We start from the raw sequence: 19,824 nt of genomic DNA, 5'->3' as shown, positions 1-19,824 counted from the left end.
GCTTCACGTTCCGCAGAGCCACTGATCGATGAGCCGGAAGATCCCCTGCCACCGGGAGAGTTCCCATGCCATTCGTCACCGCAGCCGACGGAGCGCACCTCCACTACAAGGACTGGGGCGAGGGCCGCCCGGTCGTGCTCAGTCACGGCTGGCCGCTGAACGCCGACAGCTGGGAAGCCCAGCAACTGCTCCTGGCCACCCACGGATTCCGCGCGATCGCGCACGACCGACGCGGACACGGACGTTCCGAGCAGACCTGGACCGGCAACGAGATGGACACCTACGCCGACGATCTGGCCGCCCTCATCGACACGCTCGACCTGCGCGACATCACGCTGGTCGGGTTCTCGACGGGCGGCGGCGAGGTCGCCCGCTACGTCGGCCGGCACGGCACCGCCCGGGTCGCCCAGGTCGTCCTGGTCTCCGCCGTACCGCCGCTCATGCTCAGGACCGACGACAACCCGGGCGGGCTGCCGGTCGAGGTGTTCGACGCGATCCGGGCCGGTTCGCTCGCCGACCGGTCACAGCTCTACCGCGATCTGGCCGACGGGCCGTTCTTCGGCAACAACCGCCCCGGCGCCGCCGTCTCCCAGGGCGTCCGCGACGCCTTCTGGCTCCAGGGACTGCAGGCCGGGCACCGGAACGCCCACGAGTGCGTCGCCGCCTTCTCCGCCACCGACTTCCGCCGGGACCTGGACGCCATCGACGTCCCCACGCTCGTCATCCACGGCGACGACGACCAGATCGTGCCGTTCGAGGTGGGCGGCAAGGCGTCGGCGGCGCGCATCAAGAACGCGACGCTCAAGGTCTACGCGGGCGCTCCGCACGGCATCACGGACACGCACAAGGAGCGGCTCGGAGCGGACCTGCTCGACTTCCTCAACTCCTGACGTCTCAGGGCGACTTCTGGCTTCTGACGTCTCACTCCTGACTTCTCACTCCTGGCTCCTCACTCCTGACTCCGGAAGGAACCACTCGATGATTCCCGAAGGCCGGTCCCGCCGCGGCGTGCTCGGCGGGCTGATCGCGGCGGGCGGCGCCCTGACGCTCGGGGCCGCGGCCACACCCGCCGCAGCCGGTACCGGTGCCGGTGCCGACCGGTCGGGCGCCAAGGCGACCGTCGTCCTCGTCCACGGCGTCTTCGCCGACGCGTCCGGCTGGAACGCCGTCACCGCGCGGCTGCTCAAGGCCGGTCACCAGGTCCTCGCCCCGGCCAACCCGCTGCGCGATCCGGCAGGTGACGCCGCCTACCTCTCCGGCATCCTCGCCGGCCTCTCCGGTCCGGTGATCCTCGTCGGCCACTCCTACGGTGGCGAGGTCATCACCAACGCCGCCCGGGGCCACGCCCACGTCAAGGCGCTCGTCTACGTCGCCGCCTTCGCGCCCGACGAGGGCGAGAGCGCGTTGCAGCTCGCCCGCAAGTTTCCCGGCAGCAGGCTGGAGGACGCACTGGTGCTCCGTCCGCTGCCGGACGGCTCCGACGCCGAAGGCTCCATCGATCCGGCGAAGTTCCACGACGTCTTCGCCCAGGACCTGCCACGCGCCAGCACCGGGGTGATGGCGGTCTCCCAGCGCCCCGGCAGCGTGGGCGGGCTGGCGGGCCCCAGCGGTGTACCGGCGTGGCGGAGCCTGCCCTCCTGGTACGTCGTCGCCGGAGCCGATCGTGTCATTCCGCCCGCCCTTCAGCGGTTCATGGCCGGTCGGGCCGGCAGCAGGACCGTAGAAGTGAAGGGTGCCTCGCACGTCGTGATGATGTCCCGGCCGGACGCCGTCGTGCGGCAGATCGAGGCCGCGTACCGCGCCACCCGCTGAGACCCTCCGGAAGGAACAGCAGCCATGAGCACCCCGGACACCATCGTCCTCATCCACGGCTTCTGGGTGACACCCCGCAGCTGGGAACACTGGATCGACCACTACAAGAAGCGCGGCTACCGCGTCATCGCGCCCGCCTACCCCGGCTTCGAGGTGGAGGTCGAGTCGCTCAACGCCGACACCGCGCCCATCGAGAAGGTCACCGTCGAGGAGATCGTCGCAGGCCTGGAGCAGGAGGTCCGGGCCCTGGACAAGCCACCCATCCTGATCGGCCACTCCGCCGGCGGCGTGTTCGTCCAGCTCCTGCTGGACCGCGGCCTGGGCGCGGCCGGGGTGGCCATGTGCTCCGCGCCCACGGAGGGCGTCGCCGTCGTGCCGCTGACACAGATCAAGGCGGCCTTCCCGGTCCTGAAGAACCCGGCCAACCGGCATCGCGCGGTCGGTCTGACCGCCGAGCAGTGGCACTACGCCTTCACCAACACCTTCTCGGAAGAGGAGTCGAAGGCCCTGTACGAGCGGTACGCGATCCCCGCCTCCGGCGCCATCTTCTGGGACAGCGCCCTGGCCACCCTGCGCCCCGGCCACCAGAGCACCTACGTCGACTACCACAACGACGCCCGTGCGCCGCTGCTGTTCGTCTCGGCGGAGAAGGACCACCTGATGCCGCCCAAGGTGCAGCAGTCCAACGCCCGGCACTACAAGTCGAACACGGTCACCGAGATCAGGGAGATCCCGGGCATGCCGCATCTGCTCCCGGCGGCACCCGGCTGGGAGGAGGTCGCCGACCAGGCCCTCGACTGGGCGCTTGAGCACGCCCGGTAGAACATGAGCCGGAGGGGGCCCGACGCGCGAACGCCCGCCCCGTGTACGCGGGCGGGCGTTCGACCGTCCTCAGGTGTGGTGCGGCAGGTGTCAGTCCACGATCACCCCGGCAGGTGCCACCGGAGCCGGCCCGGCGAGGGCGCCGCCGAAGTTCCCCTCGACCTCTGACTTCTCCGCCGCGTTCGGATACGGGTTCGTGCACGCGGTGCCCGCGGTGGAGCCGGACATCAGGCTGGAGCACGGTCCGGGCTTGCGATCCGGCAGGCCCAGGATGTGTCCGAGTTCGTGGGCGGAGATGCGAATGGTGTTGTAGCCCTGGTCCACGGCCTGGCGCCCGATGTAGACGGTTCCGTTGCCCAGGGTGGTGGGCAGGGCGCGCGGCCAGCCGTTGTCCGCGAGGACCCGGATGTTCGCGCGTTGCCCGGCGGCGACCGGCCGCAACTCGACGGCGTCGACACTCTCGTTCCAGATGGCCGCGCCCCGGTCGACCGCGCTCCTGAACTCCGCGGAACCGCTGGCGTCGTAGAGGAGGACACGGGCGGCGAGGGCCGCACCCTCCGCGTCGGGAGAAGCGGCCACGGCCTGGCCACCGGCCAGGGAGAAGGACACCACCAGGGCAGCGGCCAGACCGCCGGTCAGCTTACGGACGTGCATGATCGACCTCCTTGTGGGGGAAGGCAGTCGTGCTCATGACATTTCCTGGCCCACTGCCCAGCGGAGCCGAAGGTGAATCCGTCAATCGGCTGCGGCGGCCCCGTCGCGCGGGCCGGGGCCGCCGCGTTGGGCGTTGAACACGGCGTTGCGGCGCAGCTGTTCGACGCACCAGCGGAAGTGTCCGTCGCTGTCGTCCGGACCGAAGACGTCGTAGGTGGTGAGGGCGTACGCCGCCTGATAGGCGGTGAGAGTCTCCGGCGCGTATCCGAGCTCGTGGGCGAAGAGCCGGGTGAGTTCCGCGGTGTGCTCCTCGGCGTGCGGCCCGTACATGTCCCAGACGGCGGCGGTGACGGCGGCCTCGAAGGCCGGGTCGCCCGCGGTCGTGCAGAAGCCGAAGTCGAGTACGGCGACGGGCCGACCGGCCGTGTCGACGTGGATGTTGGGCGGGACGAGGTCACCGTGGATCGCCGCCACCGGGGCGTCGGGGAGCGACCGCAGCGCCTCTCGCGTGCGCTCGACCCCCGCGTCGAAGTCCGGCAGATGGACGCCCAGGGCGGCACCGTGGCGCTCCACGGCCCGGGCGACCAGGGCCGCGAGCGCGTTCTGGAAGCGGTCGTGTCACCAGAACGCCGCCCTCGTGCTCCTCGGCGTCGAGGATCTCCGGGGTGGAGAACGGCAGCGCGTGCGCCGCGATGTCCGCGTAGACCTGGCGGGTGAGCTCGAGTCCGGCGGGCGGCCCACCGCTCCACACCTTGGCGACCCGGCCCTCGCGCAGCCCGGATGATCTCCACCCTGGTTCGGGTCGTGCCGAAAAAGCAAAGGCAAGAAGATCGCTCTCCTTGCCACTCTCAACGTATAGCGCACCGGGGGGCTTGCGGCAAGACCCGGGTGGTGGCACAGAATCTCCGGCCGAGGCCACAACCTGCGGGTATGGGGGCCACGGAATGCGACACGACCGCCTCGGAGGCATCGCGAATGATCCAGAAGTATGTGTGGGACCTTCAGGAGGCCGACGAGACGCGGGGCTCGGTCGTCGGCGGCAAGGGCGCGCACCTGGGCGGGCTGTCGCGGATCGAAGGGGTCCGCGTGCCCGCCGGCTTCTGCGTGACGACGGACGCCTTCCGGCGGATCATGGCGGAAGTGCCCTCGATCGACGAGCGGATCGATCGGCTGGTGCGGCTGAACCCCGACGACCGGGACGCGATCCGCGCCCTCAGCGCGGAGATTCGTCGGACCATCGAGGAAACCGCCGTCCCGGACGATCTCGCGGCGGCGATCACCCGCCCGCTCGCCCGGCTCGGCGAGCAGTCCGCCTACGCCGTCCGGTCCAGCGCGACGGCGGAGGACCTGCCGACCGCGTCCTTCGCCGGCCAGCAGGACACGTACCTGAACGTCGTGGGAGCGGCGGCGGTCCTCCGGCACGTCAGCCGGTGCTGGGCCTCGCTGTTCACCGAGCGGGCCGTGACCTACCGTCAGCGCAACGGCATCGACCACCGTACGGTCCAGATGGCCGTGGTCGTGCAGCGGATGGTCTTCCCGCAGGCGTCCGGCATCCTGTTCACGGCCGACCCCGTCACGGGCAACCGGAAGGTCGCCACCGTGGACGCCGGCTTCGGCCTCGGCGAGGCCCTGGTCTCCGGACTGGTGAACCCGGACGTGTTCAAGGTGCGCGGCGGCGAGGTCGTCGCAAGGACGATCGCCGCCAAACAGCGAGCCGTTCAGGCCCTGCCGGACGGCGGTACGCGGGAAGTGGCGATCGACGCGCGGCGGCAGGAGCAGCCGTCCCTGACGGATGAACAGGTCGTGCGGCTCGTACAGCTCGGGCGGCGGATCGAAGCGCACTTCGGCCGGCCGCAGGACATCGAATGGTGCCTGGCCGACGATGACTTCCAGATCGTGCAGAGCCGGCCGATCACGACGCTGTTCCCCGTCCCCGAGGCCGACGACCAGGAGAATCACGTCTATGTCTCCGTCGGTCATCAGCAGATGATGACCGACCCGATGAAGCCGCTGGGCCTGTCCATGTGGCAGCTGATGGCGATGGTGCCGATGCATGAGGCCGCCGGGAGGCTGTTCGTCGACGTCACCCGGCGCCTGTCCTCGCCCGCGAGCCGCGCCGGCCTCCTGGACGTCATCGGGAAGGGCGATCCGCTGACCCGGGACGCTCTGGAGACCGTCCTCGACCACGACGGCTTCGTGCCGTCGCTCCCGGACACGGGCCCCGGCGGGCCGCCCGTCGGCGGCGAGAGCGCCCCGGTCGAGACCGATCCGGCCGTAGTCACCGAGTTGATCGAGCGCAGCCAGGCGTCCGTCGCCGCCCTGGAGCGGGACATCCGGACGAAGACCGGACCGGCGCTGTTCGACTTCCTGCTGGAGGCCTTCGAGGAGCACAAGCGGGTCCTCAGCGATCCGCTGAGCATGCGGGCCCTCATGGCGGGGATGGACGCCACCTGGTGGCTCAACGACAAGCTGCGGGAGTGGCTGGGCGAGAAGAACGCCGCCGACACGCTCACGCTGTCCGCTCCCGACAACGTGACGTCGGAGATGGGGCTGGCGCTGCTCGATGTCGCCGATGTGATCCGCCCGTATCCGGAGCTGGTGGCGTTCCTGAAGGGCGTCGAGGACGACGATTTCCTCGACGAGCTGCCGAAGCTCGCGGGCGGGACCGAGGCGCGCGACGCCATCGAGGCCTACCTCGACCGGTACGGCATGCGCTGCGTCGGCGAGATCGACATCACGAGGCCGCGCTGGCGCGAGCGCCCCGCCACACTCGTCCCGGTGATCCTCGACAACGTCAGGAACTTCGAGCCGGGCGCCGCCGAGCGGCGTTTCGAGGAAGGCCGGGAGAAGGCGCGGCAGAAGGAACAGGACGTGCTGTCGCGCCTGCGGGCCCTGCCGGACGGGGAGCGCAAGGCCGACGAGGCCAAGCGGATGATCGACCGGGTCAGAACGTTCATCGGGTACCGGGAGTACCCGAAGTACGGCATCGTCAGCCGCTCCTTCGTCTACAAGCGGGCCCTGTTGGAGGAGGCCGAGCGTCTCGTGCGGGCCGAGGTGCTTGCCGAGAAGGAGGACATCTTCTACCTCACGTTCCAGGAACTCCACGACGTGGTGCGCTCGCACCGGGTGGACGGGCGGCTTGTCCAGGAGCGCAAGGAGGCCTTCCGGTCGTACCACGCGCTCACACCGCCCCGGGTGCTCACCTCGGACGGTGAGGCCCTCACCGGGGCGTACCGGCGCGACGACGTGCCGCCCGGCGCCCTGATCGGCCTTCCGGTTTCCGCGGGGACCGTCGAGGGGCGGGCCCGCGTCGTCCTCGACATGGCGGACGCCGATCTCGAAGCGGGCGACATCCTGGTCACGCCTTTCACGGACCCGAGCTGGTCGCCGCTGTTCGTCGGGATCGCGGGTCTGGTGACGGAGGTGGGCGGTTTGATGACCCATGGCGCGGTGATCGCCCGGGAGTACGGGCTTCCGGCCGTGGTGGGCGTGGAGGGGGCGACCCGGCTGATCCGGGACGGGCAGCTGATCCGGGTGCACGGAACCGACGGGTACATCGAGATCCTGTCCTGACCCGCCGGGGCAACTACCGTGCGGTTGGCCTGATTTGACGCCAGAGGCGATCAACTTCGAGCAACCCCGCACCCTTTGTTTCTCATCTTCTCCCAAGGAACGAAAGAGGCGCCTGGGACACCTGGGACATCTGTGGTGTCCGGGCGCAGCCCATCCAGAGGAGAAGCACGTTGAGCCATGCTCGGCGCACATGGGTCGCGGCCGCGGCCCTGTTCGCGGTGGTGGTGGGGTCGCCAGGACTGGCGCAGGCCCAACCGGCCGCCGATCCCACCCCGTCCACCCCGTCCGCTCCATCCACTCCGTCCACCCCGTCCGCCGCCGACCCCGGTCCCGGCCGTGGCCTGCCGGCCGGCTGGCAGATCACCGGCGAGAGATCCGGTCAGCAGCTCACCTGGCGCTCGGACAGACCCGTCCCCATGGGCGACGCGGCCGTCGAGTTCTACTCCGGAGACCGGCTCCTGGGCCGGCCCGCTCCCGGGAAGGACGGGCGTACGTTCCGCCTCGGCCTCGAAGGCGTGGCGCTCGGGTCCGCGCAGGACCTCCAGGTGCGGGCCGCGGGGCGCCGTCTCGACGAGGCCGGCGTCAAGGCCGACGCGAAGCGCCGCTCCGCTCAGAAGCAGGCGAAGCCCGTGCAGCCGGGGAAACCCGTCCAGCCGGGGAAGCCGTCGGCCCGGCCGCCGGCCAACCCCGTGGACCCCGGTGTCCCCGGCCGGTACCGCACGGTCAGCGGCGAGTACACGCTGAAGTCGGTGCGACTGCCCGACTTCCCCGCCCCGGTGGAGATGCGCGCGACCGTCACCGCACCCGTCGGCGCCCTCGGCAAGCGGCCGCTGGCCCTCTTCCTGCACGGCCGCCACGCCACCTGCTTCACCGGAGGAGCGAACGGTGAGGCGCTCGGCGAGTGGCCCTGCCCCACCGGCTCGAAGCCGATACCGAGCTACCGCGGCTATCTGCACGACCAGAAACTCCTGGCGTCCCAGGGATATGTGACGGTGTCCATATCCGCCAACGGCATCAACGGCCAGGACTACGCGGCGCAGGACGCCGGAACCCAGGCCCGCTCCTCCCTCGTACGGCAGCACCTCGCCCGCTGGGCCGACTGGTCGGGCGCCGGACGGGCCGAGGCACCGGCGATCGTACGGAAGGCCGCGCGGGCCGACCTGTCGCGCGTCCTCCTGGTCGGTCACTCGCGCGGCGGCGAGGGCGTGAACCGGGCCGCGATGGACAGCCTCTCCAAGCCGCCCGCGGACAAGGACGGCTACCGGGGTCCGGTGCGCTGGAAGATCCGGGGCAATGTCCTCATCGGCCCCACCGTCTTCGGCCAGAACCCGGCACCCGATGTGCCCTCGATGACGATCCTGCCGGGCTGCGACGGCGATGTGTCCGACCTGCAGGGCGAGATCTACGTGGACGGAACGCGCGGCGTGAGCCGTGGCGCCGCCCTGCACAGCGCGGTCTACATGGTCGGCGCCAACCACAACTACTTCAACACCGAGTGGACGCCGGGTCAGGCCGAGGCGCCGGCCGTGGACGACTTCTGGTCCGACGAGGAGACGCCGCCGGACCCGGTGTGCGCGCAGGGCACGGCGACCCGGCTGACGGCCGAGCGGCAGCAGACCGCCGGTTCCACGTACATCGCCGCCGCGGCCCGGCTGTTCGTCGCGGGCGACGACCGGGTCCGGCCGCTGCTGGACGGCTCGGGCGTCCGGGCCGCGTCCGCGGGTCCCGCGCGTGTCCTGACCCACGCCGTCGGTGCCCGTCGTAGCGGCGCGTTCCTGCCGGGCGCCGGGGTCACGGTGGACGGCGGGCGGCTGTGCGCGCAGGTGGATCCCGACCCCGCCGCCGCCTGTCTGAAGCCCGGGACCCTCGGTGGGTCACCGCACTTCGCCTCGTGGGAGACGGAGCGGGAACCGGGCCGCGACGCCGTGGCGTTCGACTGGTCGGCGCCGGGCTCCGCGGTCCGGGTGCGGCCGGGGAAGCCGGTCTCCCTGAGCGGGGCCAAGTCTCTCGCCCTGCGGGTCATCGTGCCGCCGAACACCACCGGCACCCGGTTGGACGTCTCCGTCACGGACACGGCGGGCCGGCACGCGAGGCTCGGTGCCGTCCGCCTCGACGGACTGCCCGGCTCCGACCGGACGGCCTCGTACTGGGGGCAGGAGGTGCGCGTACCGCTGACCGCGGCGACGGCGGCCGGGCTGGACCTGAAGCGCGTGAAGTCCCTGGCACTGACCCCGCGCAGCGGATCGGGACAGGCGTGGCTGATGGACGCCTGGGGCTGGCGTCCCGGCATGGCGCCGGTTCGGCCGGCCGCGCTGCCTCGCGTGGACATCGGCCGGTTGACGGCCGACGAGGGCGACCGCGGAGTCCGGACCCTCAAGGTGCCGGTGCGGCTCTCCGGGCAGGGCAGTGGCCGGATCCGGCTCTTCGTCGCGGACCCCGAGACCCTTGAGGTCACGTCCCGGCTGGTGACGGTGCGCCCCGGCGGCGGCAGCGTGGACGTGCCCGTCGAGGTGCGCGGCAACACCCGCTTCAGCTACGGCACGACGCACCAGGTGTTCGCGAAGGCCGTCCGGGGCGCCGTGGTCGGCAATCACCTCGGCGGACTGACCGTGCGGGACGACGACCCGATGCCCACGTTCAAGGCGACGCCGCTCGCGGGCCGGGTCACCGAGGGCCAGAGCATGAGGTGGCGGATCGAGCAGTCCGCGGTCGCCGACACGGACCTCTGGCTCGGGGCCGCGTTCGTGCCGGTCGACGGCGGCGCGGAACTGTCCAGCGCCGACGTCGACCCGCAGTGGTTCGAGGAGAACACCGGCGGGTCACCGAGCCCGGCCCGGCCGTTGTCCGAGGTGGAGGTGTTCTACCCGGACATCACCGTTCCCGCGGGGAAGCTGAGCACGGAGGTGACCGTTCCCACCGTCGTGGACGGGGTGAGCGAGCCGGCGGAGTCACTGCGGATGCGGATCTCCCTCTGGGAGGACGACGGCGACCAAGTGGAGGGCCCGGTGCTCGACGGCACGGTGGTGGACGCGCCGTAGGCGAAGTGGACGCGAGGGCCCGATTGCACGGCCCTCGCGTCCCTCGCCTCCCTAGCGTCTTCTGTGTCACGTCACCGGGACTTGCCAGGCTTCACCTTCTTGTCGACGCCGTTCACCCGCACCGTGACCTTCCTCTGGTTCCGCGCCCGGTCGGCGACGATCGCGTAGGACGTGACCTTTCCGTCGCGCCACTCGCAGCTCACCTCGTAGCCGCCACGGGCGCGGAGTCCGGTGAAGGAGCCCTGGGGCTTCCAGCCGTCCGGGAGCGCGGGCAGCAGGTGGATGACGCCCTCGTGGCTCTGCAGGAGCATCTCCGCCACGGCGCCCGAGATACCGAAGTTGCCGTCCATCTGGAAGGGCGGGTGGTCGCAGAACAGGTTGGGCAGCGTGTTGTAGGTGAGCAGTCCGCGCAGCATGATCTGGGCGCGATGCCCATCGCCCAGCCGGGCGAAGAGAGCCGCCCGCCAGGGCCAGGTCCATGATCGGCGGCTGTCGCCCGACACCGTCGCGGCCGTGAAGGGCACGCCTTCCTTCTCGCCGCAGCGCGCCTTGAGGGAGACGAGGGCGGCGGCTGCGAACTCGGGTGTCTTCGGGGTGATCTGACGACCTGGGTAGACGGCGAAGAGGTGCGAGGTGTGGCGGTGGATGTCGGTGGGGCTGTCGATGTCCTCCTGCCACTCCTGCAACTGCCCCCATTTGCCTATCTTGTTCGGCGCGAGGCGCGCCTGCATGTCCTGGACCTTGGCCCGGTAGGCGGGGTCCGCCTTGAGCACCGCTTCACAGTCGAGGTAGTTCTGGAACAGGTCCCAGATGATCTGCTGGTCGTACATCACGCCGTCCTCGCGCGGCCCGTGCTCGGGTGACCAGCCGTTCGGCGCGACGAGGAGTCCGTCCTCGCGTTCCTTGAGATGGTCCTCCCAGAACTGGCAGATCTCCTTGATCATCGGGTGGGCGAGGGTGCGGAGGTAGTCCAGGTCCTGGGTGAACGCCCAGTGTTCGTAGAGGTGTTGCGCGTACCAGGCGCTCGCGACGGTGTTCCACTCCCACGCGTTGCCGCCGAAGACGCTCTGGCTGGTGCGGGCGGTCCAGCCGCGGGTGTCCTCGCCGAAGGCGTTGCGGGTCGCCACGCGGCTGGGCACGGCCACCTGCTCGATGAACCGGACGAGCGCCTCATGGCACTCCGGCAGGTTCGTCGTCTCGGCTCCCCAATAGTTCATCTGGATATTGATGTTGGTGTGGTAGTCGGAGGCCCATGCCGGCTGGTTGCTGTCGTTCCACAGACCCTGGAGGTTGGCGGGCAGGCCGCCCGGGCGCGAGGAGCTGATCAGCAGGTAGCGGCCGTAGTCGAACATCGCCTGCTCGAGTGTGGGGTCCTGGCCGCCCGCCGCGTAGCGCGCCAGCCGGGCATCGGTCGGCAGAGCGAGGACCGCGGCGTCGGAGGTGCCCCAGTCGACCGAGACGCGGTTCATGAGGGCGCGCGTGTCGGCGATGTGCTTCTCGCGCAGCGTGTCGTAGGGCCGGGAGGCCGCCTTGCCGAGTGCCCTGGCGATGCCCGGTCCCGGATCGGGTCCGCGCCACCCGGCGGCGGCATCGAGCTTGTAGTCGGTGCGGGCGTCCAGGAGCAGGGTGAGGGTGGTGCAGCCGCTGAAGCGGAGCTCGGATCCGTCGGCGCGGAAGTCGCCGTCGGTGTGCACGGCCTGGACGGTGCAGGCGTGCTTGAGGCCGTTGCCCATGACGCCGCTGAAGGCGATCCGGCGGGCGCGGGCGTCGACGGTCGTCGGCGCGTTCTCCTGTGCGGACGTCAGCGATATCGCTCCGGTGAGGCCGTGGGCGCGGTCCGATGTGTAGCGGAGGACCAGGACGTCCGCGGAGCGGCTCGCGAACGCCTCCCGCAGGACGCGCCGTCCCGGCGGGCCGAAGCGGGTGGTGTGCAGTCCTGTGGCGAAGTCGAGGGTGCGCCGGTAGTCGACGACCGTCCGCTGCCTACGCGTGTCGAAGCCCCTGCCCTCCAGCGCGACCTCCCCGACCTGGAAACCGGTGGACGACGCGCCGGGGGTCAGGGTGAGCCGGTAGAGGCGGTAGGCCGTGCTGTTGGTGATCCGGAAGGTCCGGGTCTCGCCGCGGCCGGCGAAGGGCGCTCCGGGGTCCTGCGTGTCCAGGGTCGTCCAGGCGGCCCCGTCCCGCGACGCCTCCAGCCGCCATCGCCGGGGGTCGTCCTTCGGACGGTCCGGGGCCGCCGTCAGCGCGTATGAGGTGACGACGACGGCGCGGGGCAGCTCTGCCTGCCAGACGACCGCTCGTGCGGGGGCGTCGACCCGCCAGACCGTGGCCGGATCACCGTCCACCGAACTGGAGATGCCCGTGTCCCGGGAGGCGGACCCGGAGCCATGTGAATGCCCGCTCGGCGACGACACGTACATCGCGCCGCCCGCGCGGAGGTCGACGCCGGACAGGCCGATCTCGCTCACTGGAAGTGGCTGACGCCTGCCTTGGGGACGAAGTCGAACCGGTAGAAGCGGTAGGCCGCAGGGTGGGCGCAGGTGAATTCCTTCGTCTGGAAGCGGCTTTCGAAGGGCGCTTCCAGCGTGCGTCTGTCGAGCGTGGTCCACGTGTCGCCGTCGATGGAACCGGAGAGCGCCCACTCCTGCGGATCGCGCTGCGGCACGTCGTCGGCACTCGTCAGACGGTAGGACGCGACCGCGACGGGTTCGGGAAGCTCGACCTGCCAACGCACCGTCGAACCCGGCCCTTCGACGCACCACTTGGTGCCCGGGTCGCCGTCGTACGTCTTGTCGACACCCTCCGTGGCGGAGCTGCTGTACGGTCCCCCGGGGGCCGTGACCTTCGGACTCGCGCGGAGAGCGAAGCTGACGACGACATCGCCGAAGTTCCGGTACGAGCCGAAGCCGGTCATGCCGGTGTCGAACGCGCTGTCCGGCTTGCCCGCGAGGGCGTTGTCGTAGTCGTTGACACCGCCCCACAGGCTCTGTTCGTTGAACTGGACGCGCTCCTCGTAGGGATCGGCGAAGAGCATGGCACCGAGTCGGCCGTTGCCGATCGGCAGGGCCTGCGACTGCCAGTCCAGGGCCGGTACGGAGTAGGTCAGCGCCTCGCGCGACAGCGTCGGCCAGGGGGCGGCCCCCGCCGCGTCGGCCCCGGCGGCAACGGCCTGTGCCACGGGAGTTCCGCCGGTCAGCTGAGCGAGCAGAGGTGCGAAGGCGAGGCCACCGCCGGCCTTGAGGATGCTGCGTCGCTGCGGTTGGGATTCATTCACCACGTTGAGATCTCCCGGCCCATTCATCGGCTCTTTCACGGGCGAAGTGACAGCCGCATCGATCCATGTCGAGGGCGCGAACATCGTCGCCGGGGAAGAGATCGGATGTCTAGAGGCGTGCGCCACTGACTCATCTGACCCCCGAGCCCCAAGAGTTGTGAACATGGGATTCAGCCGGGAACACACGGGCACCAAGGTGAACACCTACGCCTACAGCCCCCGCGGGTGCGGCAGGTGCGGCCTCGGTGGGTACGTCGGCCTGCCCACCTTTTCAGGAAGGACGGGAGCATGAATTCTGAAGGCGGACGGACCACCAACCCCTGGGTCAGTTTTGTCCTTGCCTTTGTCGCCCTCTATGCCGTGATCGCCGTCGTCATGTTCCTGAGCGGCTCCGGCGCCGCACAGGCCTTGGGAACACCGGCGGCCATCCTCATCGGCCCGGCGGTGGGTATCGGAGTCGTCCGTTATCGGAAGACGCGATGAGGTGAGGTGAGCTGATCCCCGCACGGCCTGGCGGCTGAAGCGCCGGCACAGCTCCGGCGCGGACGGAACAAAGTCGCCCCATGCCGAATCCAAGGGATGTCAGTGGTCGTCGCGAACGACCGCGGGTGTCGCGAGGCGGAGGACGGCATGGAACGACTCGATACGGACGCGCCGGCGGCCCGGACCGCGCGTGTGTTGGAGCACCTGGCCGCCGCGGCGGGCAAGAGGGCGCTGGCGGAGACCGAGTCGCGGCTGCGCGACGCCGCGCGCAGGCTCGCCGACGGCCGGATCGTCGTGGTGGTCTGCGGCGAGTTCAACCGCGGCAAGTCCAGCCTCGTCAACGCTCTGGTGGAGCGCAAGGGCCTCCTCCCCGTCGATGTGCTGCAGACCACCAGCGTGGTCACCACGGTCGGCTGGGGCCCGCGGGAACAGGCCACGGCCCGGTTGCGCGACGCGGGCGGCGGGACCGAGGAGCGGGTGATCCCCCTCGACGAGGTGGCTCGCTACGTCACGGAGAGCACCAACCCGGGCAACCGGCACCGGGCCGAGCTCATCGAAGTACTGTTGCCCCACCCGAAGCTGGCCGACGGAGTCACCCTGGTCGACACACCGGGCGTGGGGGGCGTGTTCCCCGAGCACACCGCGATGACCACGGGGTTCCTCGCCTCGGCCGACGCGGTGGTGTTCGTCGCCGACATGACCTCACCGCTGACGGCGAGCGAACTGCGCTTCCTGGGGCATGCCGTCACCGCGACGGACTCCGGGCCCGACGAGGACGGGCTGCTCGTCGTCCTCACCCGGGCGGATCAGGCCGCCCCCGCCGACCGGGGCGAGATGCTGGCCAACACCCGTGCCAAGCTCGCCGAGCTGACCGGCAGGCCCACGGGTGACACCTCCGTGCTGCCGGTCTCGACCCGCCTCAGGCTCCGGTATCTCGGCTCCGGTTCCGACGCGCCGGACGAGGACAGCGGCTACCCCTTGTTCGAGGCCGTCCTCTGGAGGGGTCTGCGGCGGCGCCGTGCCCGGTTGCTGCTGGCGCGCCCCCTGGAAGAGGCCGGTGCCGCGGTGCAGGCGCTGCTGGGCCCGCTGACTGCGGAACAGGAGGCACTCGCCCGGGAGACGGACGAGACGCTCTCCCGGATGCGGGCGGAGGCCGAGGCCGGGCAGCGGCGCATCACCGAGTTGAGGAGCACCGGGGCACAGTGGCGCACGGAACTGCGGACGCAGCTCAGGGAGTTGCGCAGGGAGCTGGTCATGGCCCTGCACGACGAACTCGACACCGTGTGGCAGCGCGTGTGCACGGAGTACCTCTACGACGAGGCGCTGCAGGACGACATGGACGAGTTGGCCGCACAGGTGTCGGCGGCCTACGCGGCGGTGGCCGGTGCCACGGCGCGCCGCGCGGAGACCGAACTGAACGCCCTGGTCACCGGATTCGCGCAGCGCCACGGCATCGGTCTCACCCCCACCGCCAACAGCCGGATCGACACCGTCGGCCCGCTGCGGCTGGAGCCGGACCTCGGTGCCGAGGAACAGCCGGGCAAGGCGATGCCCATCGGCCGCGACGGAGCGTTCGGGGCGTCGATGGGGGCGGCGATCGGCGGCACCGTGTTCGGCCCGCTGGGCGCGGCGATCGGGGCCGCGGCCGGGCTTCTGGCAGGTCTGCTGCGCGGGGTCAAGGCCGCCCGCCACCAGGAGCTGCAGACACGTCGCCGGAACCTGCGGGACCAGCTCGGCATGGCCCGCGGGCGCCAGCAGCGGGTCATCGTCCATGGGCTCGGCAACCTGCTGGACTCGGCGGCCGAGAGGGCGGAGCAGGAGCTCGACAGCCTGCTGCGGCAGCAGACCGAGACGGTGGGCGACACCCTCGAACGGTTGAAGGCGACCGCCGACGCCACGCGTGAGCAGGCCCGCGCCCGTCACGACACGCTGGCGAAGGAGCACTCGGAACTGCTCGCCACCGGGCAGGAGGTGGCCACGCTCGCGGCCCTCGTCGCCGAACTCGTCACGGAAGCGGACACGGACCTGCCGCCCGCACCGCACTCGAAGGAAGCCGGGGCGGCCGGGCGTGCGGCCGAAGGACACGAGGCGTCGGACGACACGCCGCCCACGTCCCAGCAGCCGGCGGAGCAGCCGGGAACAGAGCGGGACACGGAGCCAGGCCCGAAGCCGAAGCCGGAATCGGAGACGGAACCGGAACCGCAACCGGAGTCGGAGTCGAGGCCGGACGCGTGAGCGGCTCCGCCGCTCTCCGGCGGGCCGCACTGGACGTCCTCCGGGACAGCGCGACCACGGACGGCCTGCCGGAGACCTTTCGCCGCACCCTCGCCGACCAGGCCGAGCGGCTGTCCGCACCGTTCTCCGTGGCCCTGGTCGGCCGGGTCAGCGCGGGCAAGTCCACCCTGGTCAACGCGCTGCTCGGCGAGCGGATCGCACCGACCGGGGTCACCGAGCTGACGATGACGGTCAACCGTTTCCGCCACGGCACCGAGCCCTCGCTGACGGTGCGCCATCTGGACGGCACCGTGACCCGGCACCGGCACCTGTCCGACCTGGAGTCGCTCACCGTACGGTCGGCCGACGACCCTGACCGGCAGGCGCTGCTACGGCGGATCGACCACCTGGAGACCCGTCACCCGCATGGGCAGCTCGCCGAGCTGGAGATCATCGACACTCCCGGCCTCGACTCCTTCACCGGCCCGGAGTCGGCGTCCACGCTGCGTCTGCTGGGCCGGACCGGGCAGGACCTCACCGACTCGACGCTCGCGGAGAGCGCGAGGGCCGACGCCATGGTCCTGACGTTCACCGCGCGCGGCGCCCACCGGGACGACATACGGCTCACCGCCGAGTTCATGACGCAGGTGCCCGGCCTCGGCCCACTCAACACCGTCGGTGTCCTCAACAAGGTGGAGCTGCTGTGGGACCCGGACGACGCGCCCGATCCGATGCGGCCCGCCGGGCGGGTCGCCGACCAGCTCATCCGCACCGCGGGGACCTCCCGGCTGCTGTACTCGGTGGTCCCGGTGGCGGGACTGCTCGGCTCCGGGGCCGCCTGTATGGACGCCGCCGACCTCGACGGCCTCTCCCACCTGGCCACGACGACGGCTCCACGACTGCTGGCCGAACGTGCCGCGGACAGCGACGCGTTCACCGGCAAGGACACCGGTCTCCCGCTCTCCCCCGAGGAACGCGCCCGGCTGTTCGGGCGCTTCGGCGGCTGGGGCGTGGTGCGGGCGTGCCGGTCGATTCGCGAGGGAGCCGACACCGTGGACACGCTACGGGGCGAACTCCTCCGGGTGTCCGGCGTCGACTCCCTGCGCGCCCTGCTGCGCGACCACTTCGGCGGCCGGGCCGATCTCATCAAGGCCGCGCAGGCGTTCCGTACGGTGCCGCGTCTCGCCGAGCGGACCGCCCGGTCACTGCGGGGTGAACCGGCGCGGGCGGTGGAGGCGGTGGCCGGCGCGCTGACCGCCGTGGAACTGCGGCACTGCCTGGCGTACGCGGAACTACGGGCGCTGCGCGACCACTTCGACGGACGGCTCGACCTCCCCGCCGAGCAGACCGAGGAACTCCTCCGGGTGACCGGCGAGCACGGCACCGGCGCGGCCGCCCGGCTCGGACTGCCCGCCGACGCGGACCACCCGCTGCTGCTGCGCACGGCGCGCGCCCGGCTGGACCGCTGGCACGCGGAGTTGTCGGCACCCACGGCGTACGGGGCCTCACGTCAAGCTCAGTTGACGATTCGTCAGTCCTATGAGGCTCTCCACCACCACATCGCCTCCGGGCAGGAAGGAATGGCCGAATGAGCCCGACCGAAACCCCCTCGGAGACGGAAGCGGTCCTGGTCGTCGACTTCGGGACGACGACCACCCAGGCGGCTGTGGTGGAGGGGGACACGACACGCATCCTGCACGAGCCGACCACCGGGGCGGTGTTCTGGCCCTCGTCGGTGCTCGCCGACGGGGCGGGCGGACTGCTCGTCGGGTCCGTGGCGGAGCGGGGCAAGCGGCTGCGCCCGACCCGCTACCGCTCGGAGATCAAGCGGGACGTCGGCAGTACCGTGCCGCTCCTGGTCGACGGGACGCCCTACCCGGCGACGGAGCTCGTGAGCGCCGTGCTGCGGGCGGTCGCCGCCGAGGCGCGGCGCGTGCTGGGCCGGCCACCGCGCCATGTGCTCCTCACCGTCCCCGCCGCGTACGGCCCCGCCGATCCCCGCCGCGACGCGATGATCGGGGCAGCGGCCGAGGCCGGGCTCGACCGGGCGGAACTGCTCGTGGAGCCGGTGGCCGCGGCGTACTCCCGTCCCGTGGGAGCCCCGTTCACCGCCGGGGACGTGATCCTCGTGCACGACTTCGGAGGGGGCACCTTCGACGCCGCCGTGGTGCGCATCGGGGCAGGGCAGCACGAGGTGCTCGGCCATGCCTCACTGGAGGACTGCGGGGGCCGGGACCTGGACGCGGCGCTCCTGCGGCATCTGACCGAGCGCCACTCGGGCCTGTCCGGGGTGCCGGAGGGCGCCGACGAGGTGACGGCGCTGCGAGGGGGGATCGCGGCGGGCGACTTCGTGCGCGAGCTGAAGCACGACCTCAGCACCGCCGGACAGGTGGAGGACCTCTCCCCCGGCGGCGAGGTCGTACTCCTGGAGCGCGGCGTACTGGACTCCATGGCGGACCAGCTCATCGGCCGGACCGTGGAATGCTGCCGCGACCTGCTCGCGAAGGCGGAGGTCCGGCCGGAGGAGATCGCGGCCGTGCTGATGGCCGGCGGCAGCAGCCGCAGCCCGGTGGTCCGGGAGCACCTCGAACGGACCCTGGGCATCCGGGTGCGGCACGTGGAGAACCCCCAACTCGCCGTGGTGCGGGGTGCGGCGGCCTGGGCCACGCGGGCCCCGTCCCGTGATCTGCGGCCGACCGTCAGGCCACCCGGGACGGAACCTCTGGCGTGGGCGGTACCGGGGGGCTCCGGGGTCTTCCTCGGTCCGGTGGTCGCGGAGGGGCAGGCGTACGAGGCGGGCGCCGTGGTCGCGGACGTACGGTCGGTCGAGGGCACCCTGCACCGGCTGCGGGCGGAGCGCCGCGGCGCGATCCGGCGCTGGCACGCGGAGCCCGGCGGACGGTTCCTCTCGGGGGACTGGCTGGTCACGACGTCGGAGGCGGCACCGGACACGCAGGGGCCGCTGCGACGGGCGGACGCGGACCAGGTCAGGGCGATGGGCTGGACGCGTGAGGGGGCGCTGCGGTTGGCGTTCGCGGACGGCGTGCGGGAATGGGCGGAAGGCGCGAGAGCCCGTACGGTCGCGGCGTGCCGCCTGCCGGAAGGGGAAGCACTGTTCGAACCCGGGGGCGAGGCCTTGGTGGTGGCCGACCCGGGCTCCAGGACCGCGCTCCTGCTCACGCTGAACGGCGCGCGGTCGGGGCGTGAACGGCAGGTCGGACTGGTTCCCCCCGGCTGCGCCCATGGTGTTCGCGTAGTGCAGGCCCTCCCGGCGGGCCCGGATCAACTGGTCGTGGCCGTCACGCAGAATCCGGATGCGCCGAAGCCCTCGGTCTCCCTCTGGACCATCGACACGGCTCGCGGAGAAGGCCGGCATGTGCTGAACCTGACGGCCCGGAAGGCAGCGGTGCCCGAGCGACTGCTGATGGGGTGTTCAGGACGGCGCGGTGTCATCTGGGTGGCGCGACAGGCCGCTGTCGCACTGGTCGCGTACGGCGAGGGCGACGAGCGGATCATCCGCCAGATTCCTCTCGTCGCGCGCAGGAATGTGCGGATAGCGGCGGTGCACCCCGATGGACCGGTCGCGGTGACCCACTCGCTCCCGCACAGCCGGTCCGAATCCACCACGACGATTCGAGTGGGTGAGGCGGAGCTGACGACAACTCCCCCGACTGCCCTGGAGTTCTCGCCGGACGGCCGGATGCTGGCGATCTCGCTGCGGACCGGCTGGTGCCGGATCGTGGACAGCAAGACCTGCGCACCCCTAGCCGAACTCGCCCACTCCCCCGCCCCGATCACCCATCTCGCCTGGTCCCACGACGGAACGCGACTGGCCCTGGCCGGTGGCGGAAAAGTATCCGTGTGGAACGGGGAACTTTTCCGCCCTTAGCCCGATCTATGGGCCATCGGGCGTCGGTTCTCCGCCACGCGGTCGGCGGACGCGACTGACGAGGG

General features: G+C 71.5%; 13 protein-coding genes. 9 read left to right on the top strand and 4 right to left on the bottom strand.

Features of this window, described 5'->3' with window-relative positions:
- Positions 1-65: 65 nt before the first annotated feature.
- The 3 genes from KJK29_RS37060 to KJK29_RS37050 all read left to right on the top strand — a co-directional run bounded on the left by KJK29_RS37060 (position 66) and on the right by KJK29_RS37050 (position 2,634).
- A complete protein-coding gene (locus tag KJK29_RS37060; RefSeq protein WP_215123725.1) occupies positions 66-890 on the top strand; it encodes an alpha/beta fold hydrolase in 825 nt (274 codons plus the stop codon).
- A gap of 88 nt (positions 891-978) precedes the next feature.
- Positions 979-1,812 (top strand): alpha/beta fold hydrolase, encoded by an 834-nt coding sequence (locus KJK29_RS37055; protein ID WP_215123723.1) that lies wholly within the window; start codon positions 979-981, stop codon positions 1,810-1,812.
- A gap of 24 nt (positions 1,813-1,836) precedes the next feature.
- Positions 1,837-2,634 (top strand): alpha/beta hydrolase, encoded by a 798-nt coding sequence (locus tag KJK29_RS37050; protein ID WP_215123721.1) that lies wholly within the window; start codon positions 1,837-1,839, stop codon positions 2,632-2,634.
- A 90-nt stretch (positions 2,635-2,724) separates the two neighbouring features.
- Here KJK29_RS37050 and KJK29_RS37045 read toward each other — a convergent pair whose 3' ends face one another.
- Together KJK29_RS37045 and KJK29_RS37040 are read right to left on the bottom strand one after the other, a co-directional pair.
- Positions 2,725-3,288 (bottom strand): snapalysin family zinc-dependent metalloprotease, encoded by a 564-nt coding sequence (locus KJK29_RS37045; RefSeq protein WP_215123714.1) that lies wholly within the window; start codon positions 3,286-3,288, stop codon positions 2,725-2,727.
- Positions 3,289-3,369: 81 nt separating this feature from the next.
- On the bottom strand, positions 3,370-3,861 hold the full coding sequence (locus KJK29_RS37040) for an aminoglycoside phosphotransferase family protein (protein ID WP_251058038.1): 492 nt from the start codon (positions 3,859-3,861) through the stop codon (positions 3,370-3,372).
- A gap of 402 nt (positions 3,862-4,263) precedes the next feature.
- Between KJK29_RS37040 and rph the strand changes: the two genes are divergently transcribed.
- Both rph and KJK29_RS37030 read left to right on the top strand, forming a co-directional pair.
- Positions 4,264-6,861, top strand: coding sequence for a rifamycin-inactivating phosphotransferase (gene rph / locus KJK29_RS37035; protein ID WP_215123712.1), 2,598 nt, complete (start codon positions 4,264-4,266; stop codon positions 6,859-6,861).
- 170 nt (positions 6,862-7,031) lie between these two features.
- On the top strand, positions 7,032-9,899 hold the full coding sequence (locus tag KJK29_RS37030; protein WP_215123711.1) for a hypothetical protein: 2,868 nt from the start codon (positions 7,032-7,034) through the stop codon (positions 9,897-9,899).
- A 71-nt stretch (positions 9,900-9,970) separates the two neighbouring features.
- Here the strand turns inward: KJK29_RS37030 and KJK29_RS39235 are convergent, their stop codons facing one another.
- Both KJK29_RS39235 and KJK29_RS39080 read right to left on the bottom strand, forming a co-directional pair.
- Positions 9,971-12,367, bottom strand: coding sequence for a glycosyl hydrolase family 95 catalytic domain-containing protein (locus KJK29_RS39235; protein ID WP_285439962.1), 2,397 nt, complete (start codon positions 12,365-12,367; stop codon positions 9,971-9,973).
- Complete coding sequence (locus KJK29_RS39080; protein ID WP_251058037.1) at positions 12,364-13,173, bottom strand: glycoside hydrolase N-terminal domain-containing protein; 810 nt, start codon at positions 13,171-13,173, stop codon at positions 12,364-12,366. Before KJK29_RS39080 ends, KJK29_RS39235 begins: the two co-directional genes overlap by 4 nt.
- Before the next feature lie 288 nt (positions 13,174-13,461).
- On the opposite strand from KJK29_RS39080, the gene KJK29_RS37020 reads away from it, so the two are divergent.
- From KJK29_RS37020 to KJK29_RS37005, 4 genes are all read left to right on the top strand, one after another.
- Positions 13,462-13,656, top strand: a complete 195-nt coding sequence (locus tag KJK29_RS37020; RefSeq protein WP_215123709.1) for a hypothetical protein — start codon at positions 13,462-13,464, stop codon at positions 13,654-13,656.
- A gap of 147 nt (positions 13,657-13,803) precedes the next feature.
- Complete coding sequence (locus KJK29_RS37015) at positions 13,804-15,891, top strand: dynamin family protein (protein ID WP_215123707.1); 2,088 nt, start codon at positions 13,804-13,806, stop codon at positions 15,889-15,891.
- Positions 15,888-17,462: a dynamin family protein gene (locus tag KJK29_RS37010; protein WP_215123705.1), complete on the top strand. Its 1,575-nt coding sequence runs from the start codon at positions 15,888-15,890 to the stop codon at positions 17,460-17,462. Before KJK29_RS37015 ends, KJK29_RS37010 begins: the two co-directional genes overlap by 4 nt.
- Positions 17,459-19,759: an Hsp70 family protein gene (locus tag KJK29_RS37005; RefSeq protein ID WP_215123703.1), complete on the top strand. Its 2,301-nt coding sequence runs from the start codon at positions 17,459-17,461 to the stop codon at positions 19,757-19,759. The genes KJK29_RS37010 and KJK29_RS37005 overlap by 4 nt, the downstream gene beginning before the upstream one ends.
- Positions 19,760-19,824: the final 65 nt, after the last annotated feature.

The organism is Streptomyces koelreuteriae, assembly GCF_018604545.1.
Taxonomy (GTDB): domain Bacteria; phylum Actinomycetota; class Actinomycetes; order Streptomycetales; family Streptomycetaceae; genus Streptomyces; species Streptomyces koelreuteriae.
Note: the sequence above shows the minus strand (reverse complement) of the source record. Positions and strands in the feature narration are given on the sequence as shown.